This is a genomic window from Microbulbifer maximicatervae (SeqCode) (assembly GCF_052468295.1).
This window is the reverse complement of the sequence record NZ_CP174340.1, coordinates 3308278-3332081: the sequence shown is the minus strand read 5'-3', so window position 1 is coordinate 3332081 and position 23804 is coordinate 3308278. Positions and strand designations below refer to the sequence as shown.

The window sequence follows — 23804 nt, the reverse complement described above, 5'->3', positions numbered from 1 at the left end:
GGACGAAGGTTAAAGTAATGTCTTCAGTGCGGACAAGCGAAGATAAAAGTTATGCGGTACCGGCCATGCGCCGTATCCGCCGTATCCACTTTATTGGGATCGGTGGTGCCGGTATGAGCGGCATTGCAGAAGTATTGCAGAACCAGGGCTACGAAGTCTCAGGTTCTGACCTGCGTGAATCTGCGGTTACTGATAGATTGCGCAAATTGGGAGTTAAGGTCCAAATCGGGCACAGCGAGGAAAATGTTCGCGGCGTTGATGTTGTGGTTAATTCCTCTGCCGTACATGGCGATAACCCGGAGCTGATTGAAGCGAGAGAAAAGAGAATCCCTATTGTACGCCGTGCTGAAATGCTCGGTGAACTAATGCGCTATCGCTATGGCATTGCTGTGGCAGGAACCCACGGAAAGACCACCACGACTAGCTTAATCGCCTCAATCTTTGCTGCAGACAAAAAAGATCCGACCTTTGTTATCGGTGGCCTGGTCAACGCTGCCGGTGCCAATGCTGCCTTGGGCGAAAGTCGTTATTTAGTGGCTGAAGCTGATGAGAGCGATGCGTCTTTTATTCACTTACAGCCGATGGTGACGGTGATTACCAATATCGATGCGGACCATATGGAAACTTATGGTGGCGACTTCGAAAAGGTGAAACAAATCTTTATTGATTTTGTACACAATCTGCCATTTTACGGTCTGGCGGTAGTTTGCGGGGATGATGCCAATGTTCAGGAAGTCATCCCCAAGTTTTCCCGCCCGGTTCTGACCTATGGATTTGATGAGGGTAATGACTACCGCATCGTTGAAGCAAAGCAAGAACCTCTGCGCAGCCATTTCACGGTACAGAGACCCAAGGGTGATCTATTGCAGGTTTCTGTGAATACACCCGGTATTCACAATGTTCTCAATGCGACTGCAGCAATTGCTGTAGCTAGTGATGAAGGCGTCAGTGATGAAGCAATTCGCCAAGGTCTAATAGGCTTCCAGGGCGTTGGTCGTAGATTCCAGATCTACGGTGATTATGCCGTTAGCGATGATGTCGAAGCTGATAAGGTGATGTTGGTAGATGACTACGGTCACCACCCACGTGAGGTAGCCGCTACCGTAAAGACAGTTCGAGATGGCTGGCCGGATCGTCGCTTGGTAATGATTTATCAGCCCCACCGTTATACCCGTACGCGGGACTTGTTTGAAGACTTTGTTCAGGTCCTCTCTGAGGTGGATAAGTTAATTTTGCTGGATGTATACAGTGCGGGTGAAGCGCCAATTGCTGGTGCCGATGGCAGAACGCTTGCGCGAAGTTTACGCAACAGGGGACAGGTAGATCCGATTTTTATGGAAACTATCGATCAGGTTCCCCCGGTATTAGCTGATCTGTTGGAGCCAGGTGATATTGTTCTGACCCAGGGAGCTGGCAACGTCGGAGCACTTTCGCAAAGGTTGGCTGATTGGCGCTTGGGCGAGCGCAGTGGCGAGGGCTAAGTAGCTAGTGAAAGGAGCTGGAACGAAATCAGCCGGGAGAAAAAAAAAGACAGCTCGCGGTGCGAGCCCTCTTGGAACCGATGATCCCGAGAAGCTTCGTCTGAACTGGAAGCGGTGTTTTTTTTTATTGGTGATGTTCGCAGGCTTTAGTGCTTTGCTCTATGGTGCAGTTTGGTTATGGCGATGGGTGCCATCGGTTGAGTTGAGTAATGTTGATGCCCTGGAGCAAGTTGAAGTACGCGGGGCTTTTAATGCGGTAACTGAAGAAGAGTTAAGAGAGGTGCTTCTTCCTCACTTGAAAGCGGGCTTTTTTTCAGCGGACATTCAGGCGATGCAGCAGACATTACTGTCTAACCCCTGGATTACTTCCGCCTCGGTGAGCAGGCGTTGGCCGAAGGGCGTTGAGGTTGATATCACTGAAGCGCAACCTCTCGCCACCTGGGGTAAAGATAAATTGTTGGTAGCGAGTGGGGATCTGCTGCCGCGTCCGTCACATATGGGAGTTCAGTCCTTGCCCGAGCTTGCCGGGGATGAAGAATTGGTAGAGCGGATTATGCTGCAATACCGCGCTCTTGCAGGACTGCTGACCACGCGGGATATGGAGGTTAAACGGTTGTCATTTGACGACCTAAGCGGTTGGCATCTGGAGTTAGTGTCGGGAATTGAATTAAAACTTGGCCATGATGCTTTATTGGAGCGGGTACACCGCTTTCTGTATTTGAGTCGAGGTGTACTGGCGCCGCACTTGAAAAAAGTTGTCAGCGTCGATACGCGCTACAGCAATGCAGTAGCGGTTCAGTGGAAAGACGAAGAAAAGTAAACACCGAGGCAGCCCGGGTGGCTGTTTTATAGATAAAAGTTTAAAAGCGAATGCTGTGTTCTGGTCCGATAGCAGAACCTGAAACAGAATGCAGCTCAGCGAGGTTGGCACGAAAATGACACAGGTATCCGATCAGCGCATGATTGTTGGACTGGATATAGGCACCTCTAAAGTAGTCGCTATTGTCGGTGAAGCTTCCGGTGATGGGGAGCTTAATATTGTCGGTATCGGCTCTCATCGTTCCACTGGAATGAAAAAGGGCGTAGTGGTTAATATTGAATCAACAGTGCAATCTATACAGCGCGCTGTGGAAGAAGCTGAGTTGATGGCGGGTTGTGAAATTCACTCTGTGTACGCAGGAATTGCGGGAAGTCACATTCGCAGCTTGAACTCTCACGGTATAGTTGCGATTAAGGATCGAGAGGTTACCCAGCAGGATCTCGATCGTGTTATTGATGCTGCCAGGGCTGTCGCTATTCCTGCGGACCAGAAGATTTTGCACACGCTTCCGCAGGAATACCTGATTGATAATCAGGAAGGGGTAAAAGAACCTCTCGGAATGTCTGGTGTTCGCCTCGAAGCAAAGGTCCATTTGGTCAGCGGTGCAGTGAATGCTGCACAGAATATTGAAAAGTGTATTCGTCGATGTGGTCTGGAAGTAGAAGATGTCATTCTTGAACAATTGGCTTCAAGTTACGCAGTCCTGACCGAAGATGAAAAAGAGCTGGGAGTATGCATGGTAGATATTGGTGGGGGAACTACCGATATTGCTGTGTTTACTGGTGGATCTATTCGGCATACCGGTGTGATACCGATTGCTGGAGACCAGGTTACCAATGATATTGCCATGGCTTTGCGCACACCGACACCGCACGCAGAAGATTTGAAAATCAAATATGCGTGCGCGTTGGCAAAACTCGCTCGCGAAGGGGAGACCATTAAGGTACCGAGCGTTGGTGATCGCGCGCCTAGGGATTTATCCCGACAGGCATTGGCCGAGGTCGTTGAGCCGCGCTACGACGAATTGTTTACATTAGTACAGGCGGAGTTACGTCGCAGCGGCTTCGAAGATTTGTGTGCGGCGGGTGTAGTACTTACCGGCGGCTCTTCAAAAATGGAGGGCGCGGTTGAACTGGCTGAGGAAATTTTTCATATGCCGGTTCGCCTAGCAGTGCCTCAGGGTATTGCAGGTTTGACGGATATCGTCAGCAACCCAATTTATTCCACTGGAGTTGGATTATTGATGTATGCGATGCAGCAGGAAGAGGCTCGAGAGGGCAAAATACAGCCTGTGCGCAACGATAATCAGTGGTGGGACAAGGTAAAGCACTGGTTTCGCGGAAATTTGTAATAGAGTGCAACCAGATTTAGCCATCCGGTGAAGGATTTTTTTTAGGCATGGCTGTAAAATTCGACATGAGCAAGAAAGGGGAACAGCAATGTTCGAACTAGTTGATAGCGTACAGGATAAGCCTGTCATCAAGGTGATTGGTGTCGGCGGCGGTGGTGGTAATGCTGTTAAGCATATGATCGCCAATGATGTTGAGGGTGTAGATTTTATCTGTGCAAATACAGATGCACAGGCCCTCAAAGATGTTGAGGCCCGCACTATCCTGCAACTGGGTAACACAATTACACGCGGTTTGGGCGCAGGGGCAAACCCGGATATTGGCCGTCAGTCCGCACTTGAAGATCGCGATCGCATTGCTGAGGTATTAACCGGTGCGGATATGGTATTCATCACTGCCGGTATGGGCGGTGGTACCGGTACCGGTGGTGCGCCGATTGTCGCTGAGATTGCAAAAGAACTGGGCATTCTTACCGTTGCGGTAGTTACTCGCCCATTTAAGATCGAAGGGCGCAAACGCACTGTTGTAGCTGAAGAGGGTATTCTCGAGCTGCGCGATAAAGTTGATTCTCTGATTACTATCCCCAACGATCGTTTGCTGGAAGTACTCGGTAGCAAGATCACAATGAAATCTGCTTACAAAGAGGCAGATAACGTTTTATTGGGTGCTGTACAAGGTATTGCCGACCTGATGATTCGTCCGGGTATCATGAATGTGGACTTCGCCGATGTGCGCACCGTAATGTCTGAAATGGGCATGGCGATGATGGGGTCCGGTTCTGCCGTCGGTGAAAACCGTGCGCGCGAAGCGGCTGAGAAAGCCGTGCGAAGCCCGCTACTGGATAACGTCAACCTGGCAGGTGCTCGCGGTATCCTGGTAAATATCATCACCGGTAGCGAAGAGGCGGGCTGTCAGGAACTGACCCTGGGTGAGTACTCTGAAGTAGGTGAGATTGTCCAGGAAATCGCCTCTGATGAAGCTACTGTGGTTATCGGTACAGCGGTAGATGATAAGCTCGGTGATGAGATGCGGGTTACCGTTGTGGCCGCAGGTCTTGGCGAGGGTACTCCGGCAGCGCGTCCGGCGAAGGTAGTGGATAATACCCACCGCTCAGAGCCTCGCGAGCCTGTTCGTGAAACCCGTGAGGTTCGCGATAGTCACAGCGCTCACGCTGGCCACAGCTCTGCGGGACTGGCAAGCCGCGAGGCCATTGATCCGCGCCCTCGTGCTGAAGCGGAGCGCCCTAAGCGCCCGGCTCCTGCCCTGAATCCCGCTGATGCGGATATGGAGTACCTGGATATTCCAGCCTTCCTGCGCCGTCAGGCAGACTAGGAAACGGTACCGCAGAGGCAGAACACCGCTCATGTCTGCCCGGCTCCGGCTGGGTATTGCCGCTGCGGTGCGGCTTTTGCTCGGGTCTACCTTGTCGAATGGGTGGGCCCTTGCCCCGTTTGTGTAGATTTTGATCAGAACTGGTGAGTCGCAATAACTATCTAAAATAATTAACAATTATTAACAGCGCTTGCGGAGCTTAGGATCTTAGAATGCTGTCATAGCGACATGCGTTGGCGCTGCAATCTTTGCTTGATCTATCCTCATATAGGTAGGTGGTGCACAGTTGTGGTGACCACTCGCCCAGAATTGGTATTGGCGTCGCAATTGTGCTAGTATCGATGGCTTGCTGCGCCTTAGGGGCGTAGTCCACCGACGGGGAAAAGATAGTTTCATGATCAAACAGCGCACGCTTAAGAATGCTATTCGCGCCACTGGCGTAGGTCTGCATACTGGCAAGAAAGTTGTACTTACCCTTAAACCAGCGCCCGTAGACACCGGTATCGTGTTCCGTAGAACCGATTTGGACCCGGTAGTTGAAATCGAGGCTCGTGCGGAAAATGTCGGCGACACTCTCCTTTCAACCACCCTGGAAAAGGGTGATGTTCGCATTGCTACGGTAGAGCACCTGCTCTCGGCAATGGCGGGCCTTGGCATTGATAACGCGGTCGTCGAGTTATCCGCGCAAGAAGTGCCCATTATGGATGGCAGTGCCGGCCCATTTGTATTTCTAATTCAATCTGCAGGTATCCAAGAGCAAGCAGCTCCGAAGAAATTCCTGCGAATCAAGAAGCCAGTAACTGTAGAGGATGGCGATAAGGTTGCCAGCTTCCTGCCTTTTAATGGCTTTAAAGTATCCTTCACAATCGACTTTGACCACCCGGTTTTCCAGGGGCGTAACCTGAGTTCATCCGTGGATTTCTCCAGCACCTCCTTTGTGAAGGAAGTGAGTCGCGCCCGTACCTTTGGCTTTATGCACGAGATCGAGTACTTGCGCTCCAAGGGCCTGGTTCAGGGCGGTTCCGTTGATAACGCAATTGTGATTGACCAATACCGTATTCTGAATGAAGGCGGGTTGCGTTATGAAGACGAATTTGTGAAACATAAAATTCTGGATGCGATTGGCGATCTCTATCTTCTGGGGACCAGCCTGATTGGTGAGTTCAAGGCCTTTAAGTCTGGCCATGCGCTGAACAATAAATCCCTTCGCAACCTGATGGCTCAGGAGGATGCTTGGGAAATGGTCACCTTTGAAGGTGAGCAGGAAGAAGCACCGATCTCCTATATTAAGCCTATTTTGGCAGTTTGATACTTTCGCAAGAAGCCGGCATTATAGTGCCGGCTTTTTTGTATGATTGTTTCACAGAGAAAGCCTATAGATTTTTGGTATCCTTATCGGTTTGGCACCTCGGCTTGTGAGCTGGGGACTAACGAAAATTAAAAATGTCGAACTCCTCACAGTTCCTATGAAAGTAATCCTGGTTAATGAGCGCGGTGCGACTCGCAGCTTTAATTTTGGCAGTTTGAGCAAAGCCCTGTTGGGGTTGTGCTTGCTGAGCCTCCCTGTGGGTGCATTTCTGCTGGGGGCGAATTTACCGGTTACTAAAACTGACCTATTTGATTCCCGAACGGCCAAGGCCTGGAGCCGCGCACTGCGCAAACAGCAGGAAGAAATTGCTGAAGCAGATAGAGAGGCGCGGGAGCAGCTGGCAGCTCTTACCGTTAAGCTTGCAGAGTTGCAGGCGCGTTTAACTCGCCTTGATGCACTGGGTGAGCGTTTAACCTCTGTTGCCAGTCTCGATGAAGGAGAGTTTGAGTTTGGCAGTGCACCTGCTATCGGTGGGCCGGAAGACCCCGGAATCGCAGGTGCATCAGAGTTGCCGTATCAGCCACCGGAATTCCTGGATGTTATTGGAGATCTCTCTCATCAGATTGAAGATCGCCAAATGCAGCTGAACACTCTCGAATCCCTGATGGCGAACCTCAAACTTGAGGATGAGCAGTTTTTGGCAGGCCGTCCGATCAGCAAGGGGTGGATGTCTTCCCGTTATGGTTATCGCACCGATCCATTCACTGGCCGTAGGACCTGGCACAAGGGGGTGGATTTTGCTGGCAAGATGGGCTCCGATGTTGTTTCAGTAGCCGCAGGTGTTGTTACTTGGGCTGATGAGCGCCATGGTTATGGTCAGTTGGTAGAAATTAATCACGGCAATGGTTATTCAACCCGCTATGGGCACAATAGCGAGCTGAAAGTGGGATTGGGTGACGTGGTCAAGAGGGGGCAGACTATTGCCCTGATGGGTTCCAGTGGCCGTTCTACCGGGCCCCATGTTCACTTTGAGATATATAAGAACAACCGCACGGTTGATCCAGCTAGCTATATCCGCCGCACAGGCAGATAAGAACTATCCTTCCTTTACGCGTAATTGTTGGTAGCTTGGCATAAGAGTTGCCAGCGCTTGCGCCTTCCTGTTTACTTGCACCCCTCGCATAAAGGAGCGTCGGTGCATCGATCTGCCCGATATTAGCGCCGACAGCGCAAATAAGATAAGTGGTTTCTAGATAATGATTGGCAAACTGATTAAATCGGTCTTTGGTTCAAAAAATGACCGCGAGCTGAAGCGCATGCGACGCGTCGTGGGAAAGATCAACGCTTTGGAAGAGGATTTCCAGAAGCTTGACGATGCAGGCCTGCGGGCTAAAACGGATGAGTTTAGGCAGCGACTCGCTGACGGGGAAAAGCTCGATCAAATTCTGCCTGAGGCGTTTGCTGCAGTGCGTGAAGCGGGTCGTCGGGCCATGGGCATGCGCCACTTCGATGTTCAGCTGATCGGCGGGATGACCCTGCATGAAGGGCGTATTGCAGAAATGCGTACCGGTGAAGGTAAAACCCTGGTTGCAACCCTGCCGGCCTATCTGAATGCGCTTGAAGGTAAGGGCGTTCATATTGTTACGGTGAACGATTACCTCGCTTCGCGGGATGCCAATTGGATGCGCCCGGTATATGAATTCCTGGGCATGACGGTGGGAGTTATTGTTTCCCAGCAGCCACCGGAAGAAAAGAAAGCGGCCTATGAGGCTGATATTACTTACGGCACTAATAACGAATTCGGTTTTGATTACCTGCGTGACAACATGGTGTTGCGCAAAGAGGACCGCACCCAGCGCCCTCAGAACTTCGCTATTGTCGATGAGGTGGATTCCATCCTGATCGATGAGGCGCGTACTCCGCTGATTATTTCTGGAGCCGCCGAAGACTCTTCTCACCTTTATACGGCAATGAATAAGTTGGTTCCCCAGTTGGAGCGTGCCGAAGAAGGTGGGGAGGGGCACTACACCGTTGATGAAAAGACTCGCCAGGTTGAGCTGACGGAGCAGGGCCACTTGTTGATCGAAGACCTGCTGTCACGCAGTGGGTTGATGAAGGAAGATCAGTCCCTTTACGCCCCTGGGAACCTGGGCCTGTTGCACCACGTGCACGCCGCCCTGCGCGCGCATGTGCTGTTTAACCGCGATGTGGATTACATCGTGCAGAACGGCCAGGTAGTGTTAATTGATGAGCACACAGGTCGGACCATGCCGGGTCGCCGTCTCTCCGAAGGGCTGCACCAGGCGCTGGAAGCAAAAGAGAGTGTGCAGATTCAGAGTGAGAGCCAGACCCTCGCTTCTACAACATTCCAGAACCTATTCCGCTTCTACCCCAAACTTGCGGGAATGACCGGTACAGCGGATACAGAAGCGTTTGAATTCCAGCAAATTTATGGCCTGGACGTGGTGGTGATCCCCACCAATAAGCAAATTCAACGTGAAGATCTCAATGACCTGGTTTACCTAAGCCAGGAAGAGAAGATGGAAGCGATTATTGAGGATGTGAAGCACTGTCGCGAAAAGCAGGCTCCAATCCTTGTAGGTACCGCTTCTATCGAAACCTCTGAAGAAATGTCCCGCAAGTTGCAAAAGGCGGGCATTAAGCACCAGGTTCTCAACGCGAAATACCACGAGCGCGAAGCACAGATTATCGCCCAGGCGGGTCGCCCGGGTGCAGTGACTATCGCTACCAATATGGCTGGTCGCGGTACCGACATTGTTCTCGGTGGTAACTGGGAGGCTGAAGCGACGGCCTTGGGTCAGGAAAAAGATCGCGAACTGACTGAAGCGGAGCTCACACAAGTCAAGGATGATTGGAAGAAGCGTCACGAGCAGGTGATCGCTGCGGGCGGTCTGCATATTATCGGTACTGAGCGTCATGAATCCCGCCGTATTGATAACCAGCTGCGAGGTCGTGCAGGTCGTCAGGGTGACCCGGGTGTTACTCGTTTCTACTTATCTCTGGAAGATAACCTTATGCGCATCTTCGCCTCTGACCGGGTGAAGAATTTTATGCAGATGCTGGGTATGGAGCGCGGTGAGGCGATTGAGCACCGCATGGTTTCCAACGCTATCGAAAAAGCCCAGCGCCGTGTTGAAGGTCGCAACTTTGATATTCGCAAGCAGTTGTTGGAATACGATGACGTGGCCAATGACCAGCGTCAGGTGATTTACGGCCAGCGCAATGAGCTGCTGGAAGCTGAGGTTATCAGTGATACCATCTCTGCCATTCGCGAAGATGTGGTTGACGGCATTGTCTCCGGTTCTATTCCTCCCCAGAGCGTAGAAGAGCAGTGGGATATTCCAGCCCTTGAGCAGCAGCTCTCTGGCGAATTGGGTATCCAGTTGCCGGTTCAGCAGTGGCTCGATGAAGATCGCACTCTGCACGAAGAGAGCCTGCGGAAAAAGATTACTGTCGCCGCGCAGGAGGCTTATGCGGCAAAAGTTTCCCGCATTGGTGAATCTTCCGGTGATGCCAATCTGATGCCGACTATCGAGCGTCAGATTATGCTGCAAGTGTTGGATCAGTTGTGGAAAGAGCATCTTTCCAGCATGGACCACCTGCGTGCGGGTATTGGTTTGCGGGCTTACGCCAACAAAAACCCCAAGCAGGAATTCAAGCGCGAGTCTTTCCACCTGTTCCAGAGCATGCTGGAGAACCTCAAGCATGAAGTGGTGCGTATTCTTGCCCACGTAGAGCCGATGACTCGTGAGCAAGCGGAAGAGATGGAGCAGCGTCGCCTGGAAGAGCAGCGCAGGCAGCAGCTTGAGCTGCAACACGCTCAAGCTTCGGCGCTTCCAGAAAGTGAGCCCAAGGAGCAACAGCCGGCTACCCCGGCACCGGAGCGTCGCGGTCCTAAAGTCGGGCGCAATGATCCCTGCCCCTGTGGTTCCGGGAAAAAATACAAGCAGTGTCACGGCAAGCTGGCTTCCTCTACCCAGAGCTAATTCTCTACTGCTTGAATTCAGAAAGTGCCCCGCTTGGCGGGGTATTTTTTTAATCGAAAAAAGAATTATCTGCGGAAAAAAAATTTCATTCCGCAGATAAGTTTATTTTTGGCTTGCCTTACTGAGGTTCGGCTTTGATAATGTCGGCCGCTCATTTATTTCCGCTATTCCGTTTGGGTGGACCGGGGTTCAGGTTTGCCTGCAGCTGTGATAGCCCAAAGTCGTTATTCTTATGCCTGAATTATCCATACCCGTTGTCGAAGGGGTTCGCCTCGCCAGTGTGCCTGCCAGGATCAAAGACTGGGAACGCAATGACCTGTTGTTGGTTGAGCTTGCTGAAGGAACTTCAGTTGCAGCCACTTTTACCCAGAATACTTTTTGTGCGGCTCCAGTAACGGTGGCCAAAGAGCATATCGCCAAAGGAGAAGTGCGAGCCCTGGTGATTAATGCCGGCAATGCCAATGCCGCTACTGGGGTAAGGGGGCTGGCGGATACCCGGGCTACTTGCGAGGCGGTGGCAGATGCACTGAAGATTTCGGCCGAACAAGTATTGCCTTTTAGTACTGGTGTCATTGGTGAGCACTTACCGATGGAGAAGTTACTCACTGCTATTCCGGGGTCTGCTGGACAGCTTGATCCCGCCGGATGGGAGTTGGCGGCCGAGTCCATTATGACTACGGACACCCGGCCAAAGATTGCGAGCCGCAAGTTAATGATTAATGGTGAAGAGATTGCCGTTGTCGGTATTGCCAAAGGTTCCGGCATGATCCAGCCGAATATGGCTACCATGCTCGCCTATGTCGCCACTGATGCCGGCGTAACGCAGCCCCTGCTAAATCAAATGGTGCGCGAAGTTGTCGGGGCCTCATTTAATCGAATTAGCGTAGACGGAGATACCTCGACGAATGATGCTTGTGTTTTGATGGCCACAGGTGCGCGGGGGGAGATGATCAGCAGCTCTGAGAACACTGGCTACATGGAGCTGTACAGAGCAATTTCGGAAATACATATAGAGCTGGCCCAGGCCATTGTCAGGGACGGTGAGGGGGCGACCAAGTTTGTTACCGTACAAGTGGATGGCGCGCTCAGCAGTGAAGAGGCCTTGGCAGTAGCTTTTGAGGTCGGTGATTCTCCGCTGGTGAAAACTGCACTTTATGCTTCAGACCCTAACTGGGGTCGGCTAGTTATGGCGATCGGCAATGCTATCCAAGGCGAGTTAGACACCGATAAGGTGGAGATTTTCCTCGATGATGTACAGGTGGTAAGTGCCGGTGGGCGCGCATCTGGATATCAAGAGCAGGCTGGAGAGCGGGTATTTTCAAAACCCGAATTTAAAATCCGTATAGAGCTGGGTCGCGGTGTCTGCAGTGAGCATATCTGGACCTGTGACTTCTCTCACGAGTATGTCACCATCAACGCAGAATATCGGACTTGAGGTAGTAGAGTGAGTAAGGTTGTCCATGTTGCTGTCGGTGTAGTAACCCGAGGGGATGGCAAAATCCTGATTGCCCGTCGTCCCGACCATTTGCATATGGGAGGGCGCTGGGAATTTCCCGGTGGCAAGGTGGAAGCAGGTGAGTCTGTGCAGGAGGCGCTCTATAGGGAGCTGCTTGAAGAAGTGGCCATTGAAGTACAGGAGTTGCAGCCGCTAGTAGAAATTCGTCACGATTACCCGGAAAAAACCGTGCTGCTGGATACTTGGCAGGTAACGCAGTTTACGGGTGAGGCCCTCGGGCGAGAGCAGCAGGAAATTAAGTGGGTGTCTGCTGGGGAGCTGGATAACTTCCACTTCCCCGATGCCAATCAAGCAATTATTGAAGCGGTAAAAGGGCGTTTATCCTAAGCTTTATCTTGAACAGCTGCTTGCAGGCAGCTGTTCAAGTGGGTTGGATGGCCTTAATGGCGGGGCTTGTTCGGGTCCAGGTCATCACTCAGCACATCGTCATATACTGACTCCCCGGGAATCTTGTGTCCCTCACTGGCCCATTCGCCGAGATCAATCAGCTTGCAACGTTCGCTACAAAAAGGTTTGAAGGGAAACTTATCGCTCCATTCAATGGGCTTTTTGCAGGTAGGGCAGTTGAGTGTCGGCGTCACGCTGGATTTAGGCATAAGATAGCTTGGGCTCTAAAGTGATCTGAATCGGAATTGTACTCCAATTAACTTAGCTCGACTGTTCCGGCCGAGCAATCCGTAAGTATTCCCGGTGGAGCTGCTCTACTTGAGCATTGAGTGAGGCTAAGTCACTAGCGTTATCCAGTACGTCATCCGCTTTCTCTAGTCGTTGTTCCCTTTTTAGCTGGGCCGCCATGATTTTGCGAATCTGCTCCCGCTGACTGTTATCTCGTGCACTGGCGCGCTCAAGCTGCAAAGCCTCGGGTAGATCGACTACACAAATCCTGTTAACGAGCTCATATTGGCCTGACTCAATCAGGAGGGGGGATTCCAATATTGCGTAGGGCCCCTGACTTGCGTTCAGTGAGGAAGTTATTTCTTCTCTAATCAGTGGGTGTAATAGACTTTCCAGCCATTGCCGTTCGCCCGGGTCGTCAAATATCAGTGTGCGCAGTTTGCTCCGGTTTAATTCGCCACTTTCCAGTAAGACATCGGCCCCGAAGTGACGGGCTATCTGTTCCAGAGCGGGCTTTCCCGGTTGTACCACAACCCTTGCCGCCCAGTCTGCATCTACTACATTAATGCCCAGGTCACGGAAATACCCAGCTGCTGCTGACTTTCCGCTACCGATCCCGCCGGTTAAACCTACGGTAAACAATGGCTGTCCTCCCCAAAAATAAACAAGGTTGCGGTAGAAATAAAAACCCCGGCCAGATAGCTGGCCGGGGTCATAGTAAAGCAAATAGGCGGAGAATGGTGAGTTGGTCGCTTAGCTGCTGAGACCAGAGATATTGAAATACCAGTTCATAATGCGGTCCCCCCACAGCATAGCGATCCAGCCGGCACCAGCGAGATAGGGGCCAAAAGCGATGGGCAGGTTGCGATCTCGTCCTACGGCGATACTCCAGGAAATGCCAGCAGCTGCGCCAACAGCAGCGGAAAGTAGGATGACCATTGGCAGCACTTGCCAGCCAAACCAGGCGCCAATGGCTGCCAGGATTTTAAAATCTCCAGCCCCCATACCTTCCTTGCCGGTAACAATCTTAAAGATGTGGAACACCAGCCAAAGAGATAGGTAGCCGGCGATAGCACCAATTACTGCGTCCTGCAGAGAAGCAAATGCTCCCCAAATATTGATTAGCAAACCGGCCCAGAGTAACGGCAGAGTAATGCTGTCTGGAAGCAGCTGCTTGTCAAAATCGATACCCGTTAAGGCGACCAAGGCCCAGGTAAAAAAGCATCCAGCCAGTGCCTGCCAAGTGAAGCCCAGCTGCCAGGCAACGACAGCGGTCAGAATGCCGGTAATCAGTTCTATCATTGGGTAGCGCTTGGAAATAGCGGTGCCGCAGGAGCCGCACTTGCCACGAAGCAAAAGGTAGCTAATGATGGGGATATTTTGCCAGGGCTTGATCTCCACTTTGCACTTGGGACAATGGGAGTGAGGAAGTACCAAGTTAAAGGGCTTGCCTAGTTCACGCTGCTCCTCACTTGAGGGTTTTATGTCAAAGTAATTGTAGAAATCCCGCTTGTAGCTATGTTCCATCATTACCGGGAGGCGCAAGATTACAACGTTGAGGAAGCTGCCTATTAGGGCGCCAAAAATAAAGGCGCTAACGAGAAGTAGCGCCGGATATAAGGATAGATTTTCGAGCATTAAAAAGTTTCTTATACCACTCGGCCAAGCTGGAAGATAGGTAAATACATGGCGATCATTAAACCACCAACGAGTATGCCGAGTACAGCCATAATCATGGGTTCAAGCAAGGTGGTTAGGTTGTCGACCATATTATCTACAGCCTCCTCATAAAAGTCGGCGACTTTTCCAAGCATTTCATCGAGTGCACCAGATTCTTCACCAATAGCAGTCATTTGTATTAGCATGGTGGGGAAAAGTCCAGATGAACGGAGGGCAGCATTAAGAGGAATACCCGTTGCTACAGCGTCCCTAATTTTTAAAGTTGCTTCTTCATAAACACTATTACCTGTAGCACCGGAAACTGATTTTAGGGCATCAATTAAAGGTACGCCTGCGGCAAAAGTTGTAGAAAGGGTGCGAGCAAAGCGAGCTGCTATTGAATTGTAGGTTATTTGCCCTAGGATAGGTATTCTTAGTACAAGCCTATCAATAAATTCGGCAACGCTTTTATTACGTTTTTTCGCTTCAAGAAGACCGCCTATTCCGATGACGGCAGCAGCTAGAAGAATAAACCAGTTACGTTGCATCCATTCAGATAAGCTGACTACAAGCTTGGTAAAAGCCGGTAAATCGGCGCCAAAACTTGAGAATGTCTCAGCGAACTGAGGAACTACCTTAATAAGCAATATAGAAGTCACAACGATCGCTACTACAATAACCGCAATAGGGTAAGTCATTGCTTTTTTAATTTTTGCTTTTAATGCCTCAGTTTTTTCTTTATAGGTCGCAATCCTGTCTAGCATAGTTTCAAGTGCGCCAGATTGCTCACCAGAGGCTACTAAATTACAGAACAGATTGTCGAAGTGCAAAGGGTGCTTACGCAGGGCATCCGCAAATGTAGTTCCTGAGGCGACATCCTCCTTGATTTTGAGTATTAACTCTCTAACCCCCTGATTATCCAAGCCATCAGCAACAATTTCAAAACTCTGCACCAAAGGAACGCCGGCTTTCATCATGGTGGCCATTTGGCGAGTAAAGAGTGCGATATCCGCTGGTTTTACTTTCTTCTTTCCACTACCAAACAGAGCCTTTGGTTTTTTTTGGACTCGATTGGCAATAATACCTTGCTTTCGCAACTGGGCTTTGACTAAGGCCGGGCTGGTCCCGCTAATCTCCCCTTGCACCTTGGTACCCTTGCGATCTATGCCTTTATAGATGTACTCAACTGCTGTGGCATTAGCCATGGTTACTGTTCCTGTTTTCATTCTCTCATAAAAGGCTGTCAAACTTGCAAAAGGTAGCCTTTTATTCTTAGCTCATCCTAGGAATAACTCTAAAGTGGGGCTAAAAGGCTCCCTGCAAAATTTCAAGTGCGCTATGTATCCCCGAAGGCGCCGCTAGTCCTGGGTGACCCTATTCGCCTCTTCCAGGCTGATGACTCCCATTACAACTTTTCTTAAAGCTGAAATCCTTAGGTTATTAAAGCCTTCCTTAAGGGCTTGGTCGGCAATCTGTATTGAGTTGCCGCCTTCCATTATAATTCTGGAGATACTGTCTGTAATGCGAACTACTTCATATACACCTACGCGGCCCTTGTAACCCTTTGAGCAGTGTTCACACCCAACCGGCTGAAAAATTGTCCACTCCTCTTCAGGGATAGTGACTGTGGAAAAGCCTTCGGCTTTTAATACCTCATCGGGCAATGTGATTGGTTTTTTACATTCGCCACATAGTCTGCGAGCCAGGCGCTGCGCAATAATTACACTTACGGATGTGGCGATATTGAAGGTGGGTACCCCCATATTCATAAGTCGAGTTAGGGTTTCGGGGGCGGAGTTCGTATGTAGAGTTGATAATACTAGGTGGCCCGTTTGCGCTGCTTTAATTGCAATTTCAGCAGTTTCTAAGTCCCTGATCTCCCCCACCATAACAATGTCGGGATCTTGTCTTAAAAAGGAGCGGAGTGCTTCGGCGAAATTGAGCCCGACCTTGGTTGATACGTTAACTTGGTTTATGCCTTCTAGATTGATCTCAACAGGGTCTTCCGCGGTGGAAATATTGAGCTCTGGAGTATTTAGAATATTTAGGCCAGTGTAGAGAGAGACCGTTTTACCTGAGCCGGTGGGCCCTGTAACTAGAATCATCCCTTGGGGTTGTGCAAGGGCATCCATGTAGAGCTTCTTCTGCGCATCTTCATAGCCTAGAGCGTCAATACCAAGCTTGGCCGAGGATGGATCTAGTATACGAAGTACGATTTTTTCCCCCCAGAGGGTGGGCAAGCTGTTTACTCGAAAGTCGATAGCCTTGGTTTTCGACAGTTTCATTTTTATTCGGCCGTCTTGGGGTACCCGACGCTCGGAGATGTCCATTTTAGACATCACTTTTAGGCGAGCGGACAAGCGTGTTGCCAATTGTATGGGAGGCTTGGCAATTTCATGTAAAATCCCATCAGTGCGAAAGCGCACGCGAAAAGATTTCTCGTAGGGCTCAAAGTGAATGTCCGAAGCGCCGGTTCTTATTGCGTCAAGTAAGACCTTGTTTACAAATCTGACGACAGGGGCTTCGTCACCACCGGGTTCACTGTCACTGTTTTGTTCGGTCTCCGTATCATCTACATCTAATCCATCAAGGGCTTCGTCGTCTATATCACCGAGTCGTGAGCTAATATCATCACTGCCAGATAAATAGCTCTCGATAGCTTTGGCTAGTTTATCGGCTTCAACAAGGACCGCATCGGTATTTAGCCCGGTATTAAAGTTGATTTCAGTGAGGGCAGAGAGGTTGGCTGGATCAGCAACAGCAACAAATAATCGATTCCCCCGCTTAAAAAGTGGAAGGGTAAAGTGTTTACTGATTAATTTTTCATCCACGATACTCTTGGGGATTAGATCAAAGTCATAACTGCCAAGGTCAAAAAGTGGACATCCAAAGGCTTGCGTGGCAATTTTCGCGAGCTCTTTGCTACTAAGAAGCTTGGATTCAACGGCATGCTGTGCAAAAGTTAGGCCTTCCCGTTTAGCGGCCTTAATAGCCTCCTCTGCTGTACTTTCCTCCAAAACCTGGTCTGCTACTAATCGCTTGGCCAGTCCGCTTAACAAGGGGGTTGTCATAGTTAATACTGCCGCATTTAGTTTCGCTGGGGAGCGAAGTCGCCAATCCCTGCGCTTGAAGTTTTCGCCATTATAACAGTGGATGCAAGGGAAGGGAGTACGAGGACTGTGGTGTATGGAGCGTATGGGGTAGGTTACGAGATAGCGCGGATTCAAGCAGGTGGTGACAATTTTTGTCAGCACCTGCTTGAATTTGTCAGTATCTGTAATTCCTGTGTTAGTTATAAGATTGAGTGCAGTTAATGAAGTATCTTGAAGGGGCAGTGGTATTGGGCCTTGTCTCTCTTGGCACGAAGCTTGTATATTGTTCTGCGACTTCCTCATGGGATTCACTAAATTAAAAGTCTGTATGGAGACGGTTACAATGAAAAAGCAACAGGGTTTTACTCTTATTGAATTGATGATCGTGGTAGCGATCATTGGTATTTTGGCGGCAGTAGCACTGCCTGCCTATCAGGATTACACCTCAAAAGCCAAAGGCACAGAAGTGATGATGGCGGCCTCTTCTTGCCGTACGGCGGTGAGTGATGTTGTTAATAACGCACTCGACCCAGATGTTTCTGGGATCCTGCCTAGTATTTGTAAATTTGTACCAACAAAGTATGTTAAAGATGGAGAGGTTTCTGCAGATGGTGTGATCACCATTACTGCGGATGAAGCGGAGCTTACTGGTTTAACAGCTTCCACCAACCAAATTGATTTGACTCCTTACACCTCTACTGGTGCTGTTGTTGGTACTACTGATGGCGGCAAGCAAATCTTTGAGTGGAAGTGTGGCCCTAATGCGACTAATTCATACCCGCGTCAACTTCTGCCAGGAAGCTGTCAGAACTAAGGTTTAAAACTCTTAAAGGGCGTGAATTCACGCCCTTTTTTTTGTTTATTTTTTAATTCTATATTTGTTAATTCAGTGAAAGATCGTTTACAAGCATTCTCTATACATCTCGCTATTAGCTTTCTGTTGTTTATCATGCTCGGGGCTTTTATTCGTTGGGTTTGGTATCCAGGCTTCTTATTTGAGGTGGATGGTGGCTGGCAAGGCATTAAAATAATTGCCGGTGTGGATTTGATAATAGGTCCGTTATTGACGCTACTTGTGTTTAATAAAGCTAAGGCGAGTTTGCGTAAGGATTTGGCTGTTGTTGGTTTTTTGCAGCTTTTATGTATTGTTGGTGGTATGTGGGTTGTTGGAGATAGCCGCCCCTTGGTAGTTGCTTACTATGATGGAAGCTTCTCGACCGTCAATAAATACTCTTTTGAAAATAATAATGTCCAGCACGAAGATGTGGTAGGGCATATCTCTTGGCTTGGGCCAACTTGGGTTTCTTTGGAGTTGCCGGATTCTGCAGTTGATCGAGAGCTTATCTTATCAATGTGGGGCTTTATGGGGGAGGATATTGCTACTAATGTAAATTTATATGCTCCTTATGGGGAGAATAGCTTTGAGCGGGTAAAGGAAATTCAGCAAGATAAACAGGACTACTTGAAAGTCCATAGTTACTCAGCGCGGTATTATCGTGGAGAGCTATTGGTAGATGTTCGTTCGGGAGAGGTTGTTGAACTGCTTTCTAAGCTATAGCACTCGTAACACATGCTCGCACTAGGTAGCTAGTATAAGTGGCGCTCGTATATCTGCTGGAATTTTCATTGGGTTCATGTGAGGTTTTTAGGTTGTTTGCGTGGAGGCTAACCGGCCTGGAGCCCGCACGCCCTCCTCTTTTACTTGTGCGGGTGTAGCAGTTGTCTGATGCTTGTTTGGGGTTATTCCATTATGAAGTCATTTTCATAGGATCCAGTATTTCTTAGATATGCCAGGGGATAATGATCTTCAATTTCCTAGTAGAGTCGGTGAGTATTCATTTGCGGTTAGAAAAAGTCTCTAGTCTCTTGAGTGGTTTCCCATTTTAAGCTTTCTAGTTTATGTCCAACCAGGTGTATTGTTTTATAAGTATTTTGATCGCTGTTATTTGTCGACTGCAATAACCCACTAATCAATAAAACTTTCCTGCTTATGATTTCGGTTCTGTATTTTTCTTGTAGGGCTTTGTGAAGTACTACATTGACAGAGCCAGTTTCATCTTCAAGCGTTAAAAATATAACCCCTGAAGCACTTCCTGGCCTCTGTCTGCAGGTAACTACTCCTATTACACTAATATATTGGTTATCTCTGCAATGAGGAAGGTCCTCGGCAAAGGCACACTTATGAAAGCGTTTCTTCCTACGTAAAATCGCAATTGGGTGCTCTGCTAAAGATAGGCCAATGCTCTGGTAATCACTATCGGTGTTATCTTTTATTGTGGTTTTAGTTTGAAAAAAGATTTTACGATCAATTTTCTTACGATCTAAGGGGGCCCAGCTATCTCGGTAGCGGTTTTGACCAAGTGAGGCGAAAGCATTGGCTCTGACAAGATGAGTAAGCTGTTCCTTATCAATGCTTGTGCTACTTTGTACCTGTGCTAGGGAGTAAATCCTTTCTTTGCTTCTTAATTTTCTAATAGTTTCTGCTGTAATTTCTTTGAGTCCTTTAATTAGACGCATACCTAAACGAATGGCAGCTACTGTGGGCCCATTGCTTATTTTTTGGCTGGATGCCAAAGGTGAATCATTGGCTTGTTGTTTGTCTCTATTATTATAATTTATAATAGGGGGGGTATGTAAAAAAGAAGAACCTGCTACTTCTAGGTTATGGTCCCAAATGCTATAGAGCACATCAATGGGTAGTACCTTAACTCCATGTCGCTGGGCGTCATAAACCAGTTGCGCCGGTGCATAGAAGCCCATAGGTTGGCTATTGAGTAGTCCGCAGTAGAAGGCCGCTGGGTGATGAAGTTTTATCCAGGCGGAGAAGTAGGCTAAAAGTGCGAAGCTAGCAGAATGAGATTCTGGGAAACCGTAAGAGCCAAATCCTTTCATTTGATTAAATAATTGTTCAGCGAAATCTTCCCTATAGCCATTACTTTGCATTCCCCGCACAAGCTTATCCCTGAATTTATACAAGTCCCCATTTTTTCCCCAGCTGGCCATGGCTCGGCGAAGCTCATCAGCTTCACCACCGCTAAACCCCGCTGCGACCATCGATAGTTGAATAACTTGTTCTTGAAATATAGGAACACCGAGAGTGCGCTCAAGCACTGGGCGTAAACTGTTATGAGGGTAGCGCACGGTCTCCAACCCCTGCTTGCGTTTCAAATAGGGGTGTACCATGCCGCCTTGAATTGGACCTGGGCGGACAATGGCGATCTCTATAGTAAGCTCATAAAAATTTCGAGGTTGTAATCTTGGCAACATGCTCATTTGAGCGCGAGATTCAATTTGAAAGACTCCAACGGTGTCGGCCTTGCACATCATTTCGTAGACCTGTGGATCTTCGGCGGGAATATCCTGCAATCGCAATTTGGGGCCGTATAGAGCAATATAATTCAGGGATTTACGCAGTGCAGTTAGCATACCCAGCGCGAGTACATCGACCTTCATTAGTTTTAAATCTTCGATATCCTCTTTGTCCCATTGGATTAGGGTGCGATCCTCCATAGCGGCATTTTCAATTGGAACCAGCTGGTATAATGGTTGTTCTGTAATAACAAAACCGCCTACATGTTGCGATAGATGTCTTGGAAAACCATATATTTGCTGCAGTAACTGTGGAAACATTTTTCCTATTGCGCTGCTCGGATCTATTCCCACTTTTTGCATCTGCTGGGGGAAACTATCTAGAGTGTCCCACCAGGCGCGTTCAGCAATAAGTTGTTCTATTGTGGCAGCGTTGATACCAAGGGCTTTGCCAATATCCCTTACGGCGCTTTTAAAGCGATAGGTGATCTTACTAGCGGTAAGTCCAGCTCTTTCGCGGCTATATTTTGTGTAAATATACTGAATAACTTCTTCACGTCGTTCGTGCTCAAAGTCTACATCAATATCTGGGGGTTCATTGCGTTCCCGTGAGATAAACCGTTCAAATAGCAATCCAATTTTATGAGGATCTATCTCTGTGATGAATAGGCAGTAGCAAACTACTGAATTGGCTGCGGAGCCACGGCCCTGGTACAAGATATGATTTTCGCGGGCAAACTGAACTATATCGTAAATGGTTAGAAAGTAATGCTCATATTGCAGTTCTGCTATTATTGCGAGTTCTTTATTGATAATCTCATCAATTCTCTTTTCAGGGCCCTGTGGCCAGCGAGCAGCCCTTCCTATTTGTACTAGCTTTTTTAAATAGCTACTCGCATTACTTTCTTGAGGGATAACTTCTGATGGGTATTCGTAACTGAGTTCGCTCAAGCAAAAAGTACACTGTTTGGCAATGAAGTTGGTATTGTCTATAGATTCTTTGGAGTGTAACGACTGAATATCACCTAAGCTGCGAAGGTAACGTTCAGCATTTTGCTCAATACGATACCCTAGATTATCCAGGGTACAGTTATGGTAATTTGCGTTGAGTACATCTTGTAGTGGCTTTCGGCTATAGCAGTGCATCAATACATGATTGGTTGCAACCAAGGGAATATTCTCTCTTCTTGCAAGCTCAGTAATTCTATTGCACTTAAGGCTTTCCTCTGCGTGTAGGTGATTGTTGATGGCAATGTAAAGCCGTTCGCAGAAGGTTTTCTTGATTTCTTCAGGTATTTCTATCTCAATAAAATTTGGAATCGAGATGGCAATTAGATTTTTGCATAACTCTACCAGGTCACTTTGATAAGTAATGTAGGTTCCTTTTTCCGCTCTTAAGCGTGATTTTGAAATTAACTGGCATAGCTCGCTGTAGGCAGTTTTGTCGGGAGCCAGTAGAACTATTTCTATATTGTTATGGAGCCGGAAATAACTGCCAAAAATTAGTTTAAACTGGGGATTTTTAGAGTCTGAAGACTTGATGGTTTCAAGTTCTTTATAGGCTCTAACGGCTCCGGAAAGAGAGCATTCATCGGTGATAGCAAGGGCTGTATATTGCAAGTTGTAAGCAGTGTGGACCAATTCATGCGGATGCGATGCCCCCTGCAGAAAAGAAAAATTGCTTTGACAAAAGAGTTCGGCGTACCTCATGCTGATTCTCTCGGCGTCTATCTGTTGATTGTGATGGGATTTGGATTTTGGTGAAAACCAGTATGAAAAGGGGTTTTAGGCTTAGCTATAAACGCCATGTAAAAACCACTCTTCGGTTGTAAGATCCTGAAAAACCCAGTACAGCTCATCTCTTCTATTTCTTGCGATATAGTAATCCCGCCCATGACGCCCGTGTTGCCACCAATAGCCATCAATTCGCTCTGGCCCCTGTAATAGTTGTAGCTCTCCCTGATAAAACAATTTGTGTTCGCTACTTTCCAGTTTGGTTGGACGAGCTAATAGCCAGTTGGGGCGCGGTGCTTGGATAGGCTTAATTTGCTGTCCCTTAGCGTTACTTTTAATTATCAGGGTATCTGTATTTTGCCAGGCCTGCTCTGGTAGGTAACTTTCTTTCAGGGCAATTCCCGAAAGTGCTTGATGACCGAGGCGGGCTTTTAATTTGTCTAATAGCTGTTGACTGCGTTTATGTTGGCTGCCTTCACCAAATAAATCTTCATCCAGTGATCCCTGCTCCAAGGGGAGTAAATGCTTGCAATTTAAGCTGATGGATTGTACTGGCTGATTAAGTGTTACTCTTTCCAATTGCAGTTTGGTTAGTGCTATTAGGCGTTGAGGGTCCAACTGCGGAGTGGAGAGTTCTACGGTTATTTCCTGAGATTTATTTTGGCCGAAATCCATATGCCAATTTAACTGTTGTGTGTAGAGCTGGCGTCGCTGCAACTGGGAGCATAATTCCCTTAGTAGGCGACCGATAGGAAATAGCAGCTGTTCGCTATTATCCAGGGGACTGGGGAAAAATAGCTCGCTGCGGAATTGCGCTGGGGGCTGATAACTACAGACTGGATCTTGGCGAGTTCCGTTCAGGCGTGCAAGGTAGTCCACAAAAGGACGGCCAAATCGAGAGCCTACCTCAGAGAGTGGAATAGCGAGCAGCTGGCTTACTCGCTTGATACCACATGCGTAGAGCTTGGAAATAGTTTTGTTGTCGCAATTAAGGAGCTTGGATGGGGCAAAGCTAATCCACTGTCTCCACTGCTGAGGACTGGGCGGAGAATCTGATTGCGCAAGCCAGTGCCGGTGTTCTGTCAGTTGGCTTAGCATATGAGCTGCACTGGGACTGTGGCTGAGGCCCATCAGGCTGTAGATCCCCATCTGCTCAAGCTCATCGCTCAGCTGTTGTATCAATGCCTTGAAGCCACCGCTGGCTTTTAGGCAGCCACTCAGTTCCAGGTAGAGGTGGGCGGGAGTGCTCTCACCATTGCTCATAGGCCCTGCGGACTGAGGTGATACAAGTGGTGTAAAACTGTATGCCCACTGGGCCAGTTGCTGTAACTCTTGTTGTTCCCGCTGGGAATCGCGTTGTAGCAGCTGTAAATCTGCACAGAGAGCAGACGCAGTGGCAATACTGAGCCCGGTCTCAACGCCGCATTGGGATGCCGCTGGGTTTCTATCAATCACCAACTGTTTTTCAGCCACAACTTGGGGTAGAGCCTCTTCTTCTTGTTGCTGAGCGCGGGTCAGAACTTCTAACGGAAGCCTGGGGAATTGAATGCAAAGCCAGAGCATGGAGCTATCCCTCGAAAC

18 protein-coding genes are annotated in these 23804 nt (G+C 48.8%); 11 read left to right on the top strand and 7 right to left on the bottom strand.

Features of this window, described 5'->3' with window-relative positions; translation table 11 throughout:
• The first annotated feature begins 17 nt into the window (after positions 1–17).
• The 9 genes from murC to mutT all read left to right on the top strand — a co-directional run bounded on the left by murC (position 18) and on the right by mutT (position 12141).
• Positions 18–1481 carry a UDP-N-acetylmuramate--L-alanine ligase gene (murC, locus tag ACJJIQ_RS14845; protein WP_445362309.1) on the top strand — a complete coding sequence of 488 codons (1464 nt, stop codon included), beginning with the start codon at positions 18–20 and terminating at the stop codon, positions 1479–1481.
• Positions 1482–1614: 133 nt separating this feature from the next.
• Positions 1615–2301: a cell division protein FtsQ/DivIB gene (locus tag ACJJIQ_RS14840; RefSeq protein ID WP_445364820.1), complete on the top strand. Its 687-nt coding sequence runs from the start codon at positions 1615–1617 to the stop codon at positions 2299–2301.
• 115 nt (positions 2302–2416) lie between these two features.
• A complete protein-coding gene (gene ftsA / locus ACJJIQ_RS14835) occupies positions 2417–3652 on the top strand; it encodes a cell division protein FtsA (RefSeq protein ID WP_282933862.1) in 1236 nt (411 codons plus the stop codon).
• An 88-nt stretch (positions 3653–3740) separates the two neighbouring features.
• Positions 3741–4982, top strand: coding sequence for a cell division protein FtsZ (gene ftsZ, locus ACJJIQ_RS14830; protein ID WP_445362308.1), 1242 nt, complete (start codon positions 3741–3743; stop codon positions 4980–4982).
• Positions 4983–5376: 394 nt separating this feature from the next.
• The gene (lpxC, locus tag ACJJIQ_RS14825) at positions 5377–6291 is read left to right on the top strand and encodes a UDP-3-O-acyl-N-acetylglucosamine deacetylase (RefSeq protein WP_282933860.1); all 915 of its coding nucleotides are present in this window, start codon (positions 5377–5379) and stop codon (positions 6289–6291) included.
• Between the two features lie 157 nt (positions 6292–6448).
• Positions 6449–7384 (top strand): M23 family metallopeptidase, encoded by a 936-nt coding sequence (locus ACJJIQ_RS14820; RefSeq protein WP_445362307.1) that lies wholly within the window; start codon positions 6449–6451, stop codon positions 7382–7384.
• Positions 7385–7547: 163 nt separating this feature from the next.
• Entirely contained in the window at positions 7548–10298 is a 2751-nt protein-coding gene (gene secA, locus ACJJIQ_RS14815; protein WP_445362306.1) for a preprotein translocase subunit SecA, read from the top strand.
• 232 nt (positions 10299–10530) lie between these two features.
• Positions 10531–11733 carry a bifunctional glutamate N-acetyltransferase/amino-acid acetyltransferase ArgJ gene (gene argJ / locus ACJJIQ_RS14810; protein WP_445362305.1) on the top strand — a complete coding sequence of 401 codons (1203 nt, stop codon included), beginning with the start codon at positions 10531–10533 and terminating at the stop codon, positions 11731–11733.
• 9 nt (positions 11734–11742) lie between these two features.
• Complete coding sequence (gene mutT / locus ACJJIQ_RS14805; protein ID WP_445362304.1) at positions 11743–12141, top strand: 8-oxo-dGTP diphosphatase MutT; 399 nt, start codon at positions 11743–11745, stop codon at positions 12139–12141.
• Positions 12142–12194: 53 nt separating this feature from the next.
• On the opposite strand, the gene yacG is transcribed toward mutT, so the two are convergent.
• The 5 genes from yacG to pilB form a co-directional block, all read right to left on the bottom strand.
• Positions 12195–12410: a DNA gyrase inhibitor YacG gene (gene yacG, locus ACJJIQ_RS14800; RefSeq protein ID WP_108734183.1), complete on the bottom strand. Its 216-nt coding sequence runs from the start codon at positions 12408–12410 to the stop codon at positions 12195–12197.
• A 52-nt stretch (positions 12411–12462) separates the two neighbouring features.
• Positions 12463–13071 (bottom strand): dephospho-CoA kinase, encoded by a 609-nt coding sequence (gene coaE, locus ACJJIQ_RS14795; RefSeq protein WP_445362303.1) that lies wholly within the window; start codon positions 13069–13071, stop codon positions 12463–12465.
• A gap of 111 nt (positions 13072–13182) precedes the next feature.
• Complete coding sequence (locus ACJJIQ_RS14790; protein WP_445362302.1) at positions 13183–14067, bottom strand: prepilin peptidase; 885 nt, start codon at positions 14065–14067, stop codon at positions 13183–13185.
• Between the two features lie 11 nt (positions 14068–14078).
• The gene (locus tag ACJJIQ_RS14785; RefSeq protein WP_445362301.1) at positions 14079–15293 is read right to left on the bottom strand and encodes a type II secretion system F family protein; all 1215 of its coding nucleotides are present in this window, start codon (positions 15291–15293) and stop codon (positions 14079–14081) included.
• 153 nt (positions 15294–15446) lie between these two features.
• The gene (pilB, locus tag ACJJIQ_RS14780; RefSeq protein ID WP_444896380.1) at positions 15447–17159 is read right to left on the bottom strand and encodes a type IV-A pilus assembly ATPase PilB; all 1713 of its coding nucleotides are present in this window, start codon (positions 17157–17159) and stop codon (positions 15447–15449) included.
• Positions 17160–17523: 364 nt separating this feature from the next.
• Between pilB and ACJJIQ_RS14775 the strand changes: the two genes are divergently transcribed.
• Together ACJJIQ_RS14775 and ACJJIQ_RS14770 are read left to right on the top strand one after the other, a co-directional pair.
• The gene (locus tag ACJJIQ_RS14775; RefSeq protein WP_445362300.1) at positions 17524–17994 is read left to right on the top strand and encodes a pilin; all 471 of its coding nucleotides are present in this window, start codon (positions 17524–17526) and stop codon (positions 17992–17994) included.
• A gap of 75 nt (positions 17995–18069) precedes the next feature.
• A complete protein-coding gene (locus ACJJIQ_RS14770; protein ID WP_445362299.1) occupies positions 18070–18738 on the top strand; it encodes a hypothetical protein in 669 nt (222 codons plus the stop codon).
• A gap of 287 nt (positions 18739–19025) precedes the next feature.
• On the opposite strand, the gene ACJJIQ_RS14765 is transcribed toward ACJJIQ_RS14770, so the two are convergent.
• Positions 19026–22199 carry an error-prone DNA polymerase gene (locus ACJJIQ_RS14765; RefSeq protein WP_445362298.1) on the bottom strand — a complete coding sequence of 1058 codons (3174 nt, stop codon included), beginning with the start codon at positions 22197–22199 and terminating at the stop codon, positions 19026–19028.
• Between the two features lie 81 nt (positions 22200–22280).
• On the bottom strand, positions 22281–23786 hold the full coding sequence (locus ACJJIQ_RS14760; protein WP_445362297.1) for a Y-family DNA polymerase: 1506 nt from the start codon (positions 23784–23786) through the stop codon (positions 22281–22283).
• Between the last annotated feature and the right edge of the window lie 18 nt (positions 23787–23804).

Coding starts and splice junctions, on each gene's coding strand:
- argJ (WP_445362305.1), top strand. CDS start 10,531: ATGCCTGAATTATCCATACCCGTTGTCGAAGGGGTTCGCCTCGCCAGT.
- secA (WP_445362306.1), top strand. CDS start 7,548: ATGATTGGCAAACTGATTAAATCGGTCTTTGGTTCAAAAAATGACCGC.
- lpxC (WP_282933860.1), top strand. CDS start 5,377: ATGATCAAACAGCGCACGCTTAAGAATGCTATTCGCGCCACTGGCGTA.
- ACJJIQ_RS14840 (WP_445364820.1), top strand. CDS start 1,615: ATGTTCGCAGGCTTTAGTGCTTTGCTCTATGGTGCAGTTTGGTTATGG.
- ftsA (WP_282933862.1), top strand. CDS start 2,417: ATGACACAGGTATCCGATCAGCGCATGATTGTTGGACTGGATATAGGC.
- ACJJIQ_RS14820 (WP_445362307.1), top strand. CDS start 6,449: ATGAAAGTAATCCTGGTTAATGAGCGCGGTGCGACTCGCAGCTTTAAT.
- ACJJIQ_RS14775 (WP_445362300.1), top strand. CDS start 17,524: ATGAAAAAGCAACAGGGTTTTACTCTTATTGAATTGATGATCGTGGTA.
- murC (WP_445362309.1), top strand. CDS start 18: ATGTCTTCAGTGCGGACAAGCGAAGATAAAAGTTATGCGGTACCGGCC.
- ACJJIQ_RS14765 (WP_445362298.1), bottom strand. CDS start 22,199: ATGAGGTACGCCGAACTCTTTTGTCAAAGCAATTTTTCTTTTCTGCAG.
- yacG (WP_108734183.1), bottom strand. CDS start 12,410: ATGCCTAAATCCAGCGTGACGCCGACACTCAACTGCCCTACCTGCAAA.
- ACJJIQ_RS14790 (WP_445362302.1), bottom strand. CDS start 14,067: ATGCTCGAAAATCTATCCTTATATCCGGCGCTACTTCTCGTTAGCGCC.
- ACJJIQ_RS14760 (WP_445362297.1), bottom strand. CDS start 23,786: ATGCTCTGGCTTTGCATTCAATTCCCCAGGCTTCCGTTAGAAGTTCTG.
- pilB (WP_444896380.1), bottom strand. CDS start 17,159: ATGACAACCCCCTTGTTAAGCGGACTGGCCAAGCGATTAGTAGCAGAC.
- ftsZ (WP_445362308.1), top strand. CDS start 3,741: ATGTTCGAACTAGTTGATAGCGTACAGGATAAGCCTGTCATCAAGGTG.
- ACJJIQ_RS14785 (WP_445362301.1), bottom strand. CDS start 15,293: ATGGCTAATGCCACAGCAGTTGAGTACATCTATAAAGGCATAGATCGC.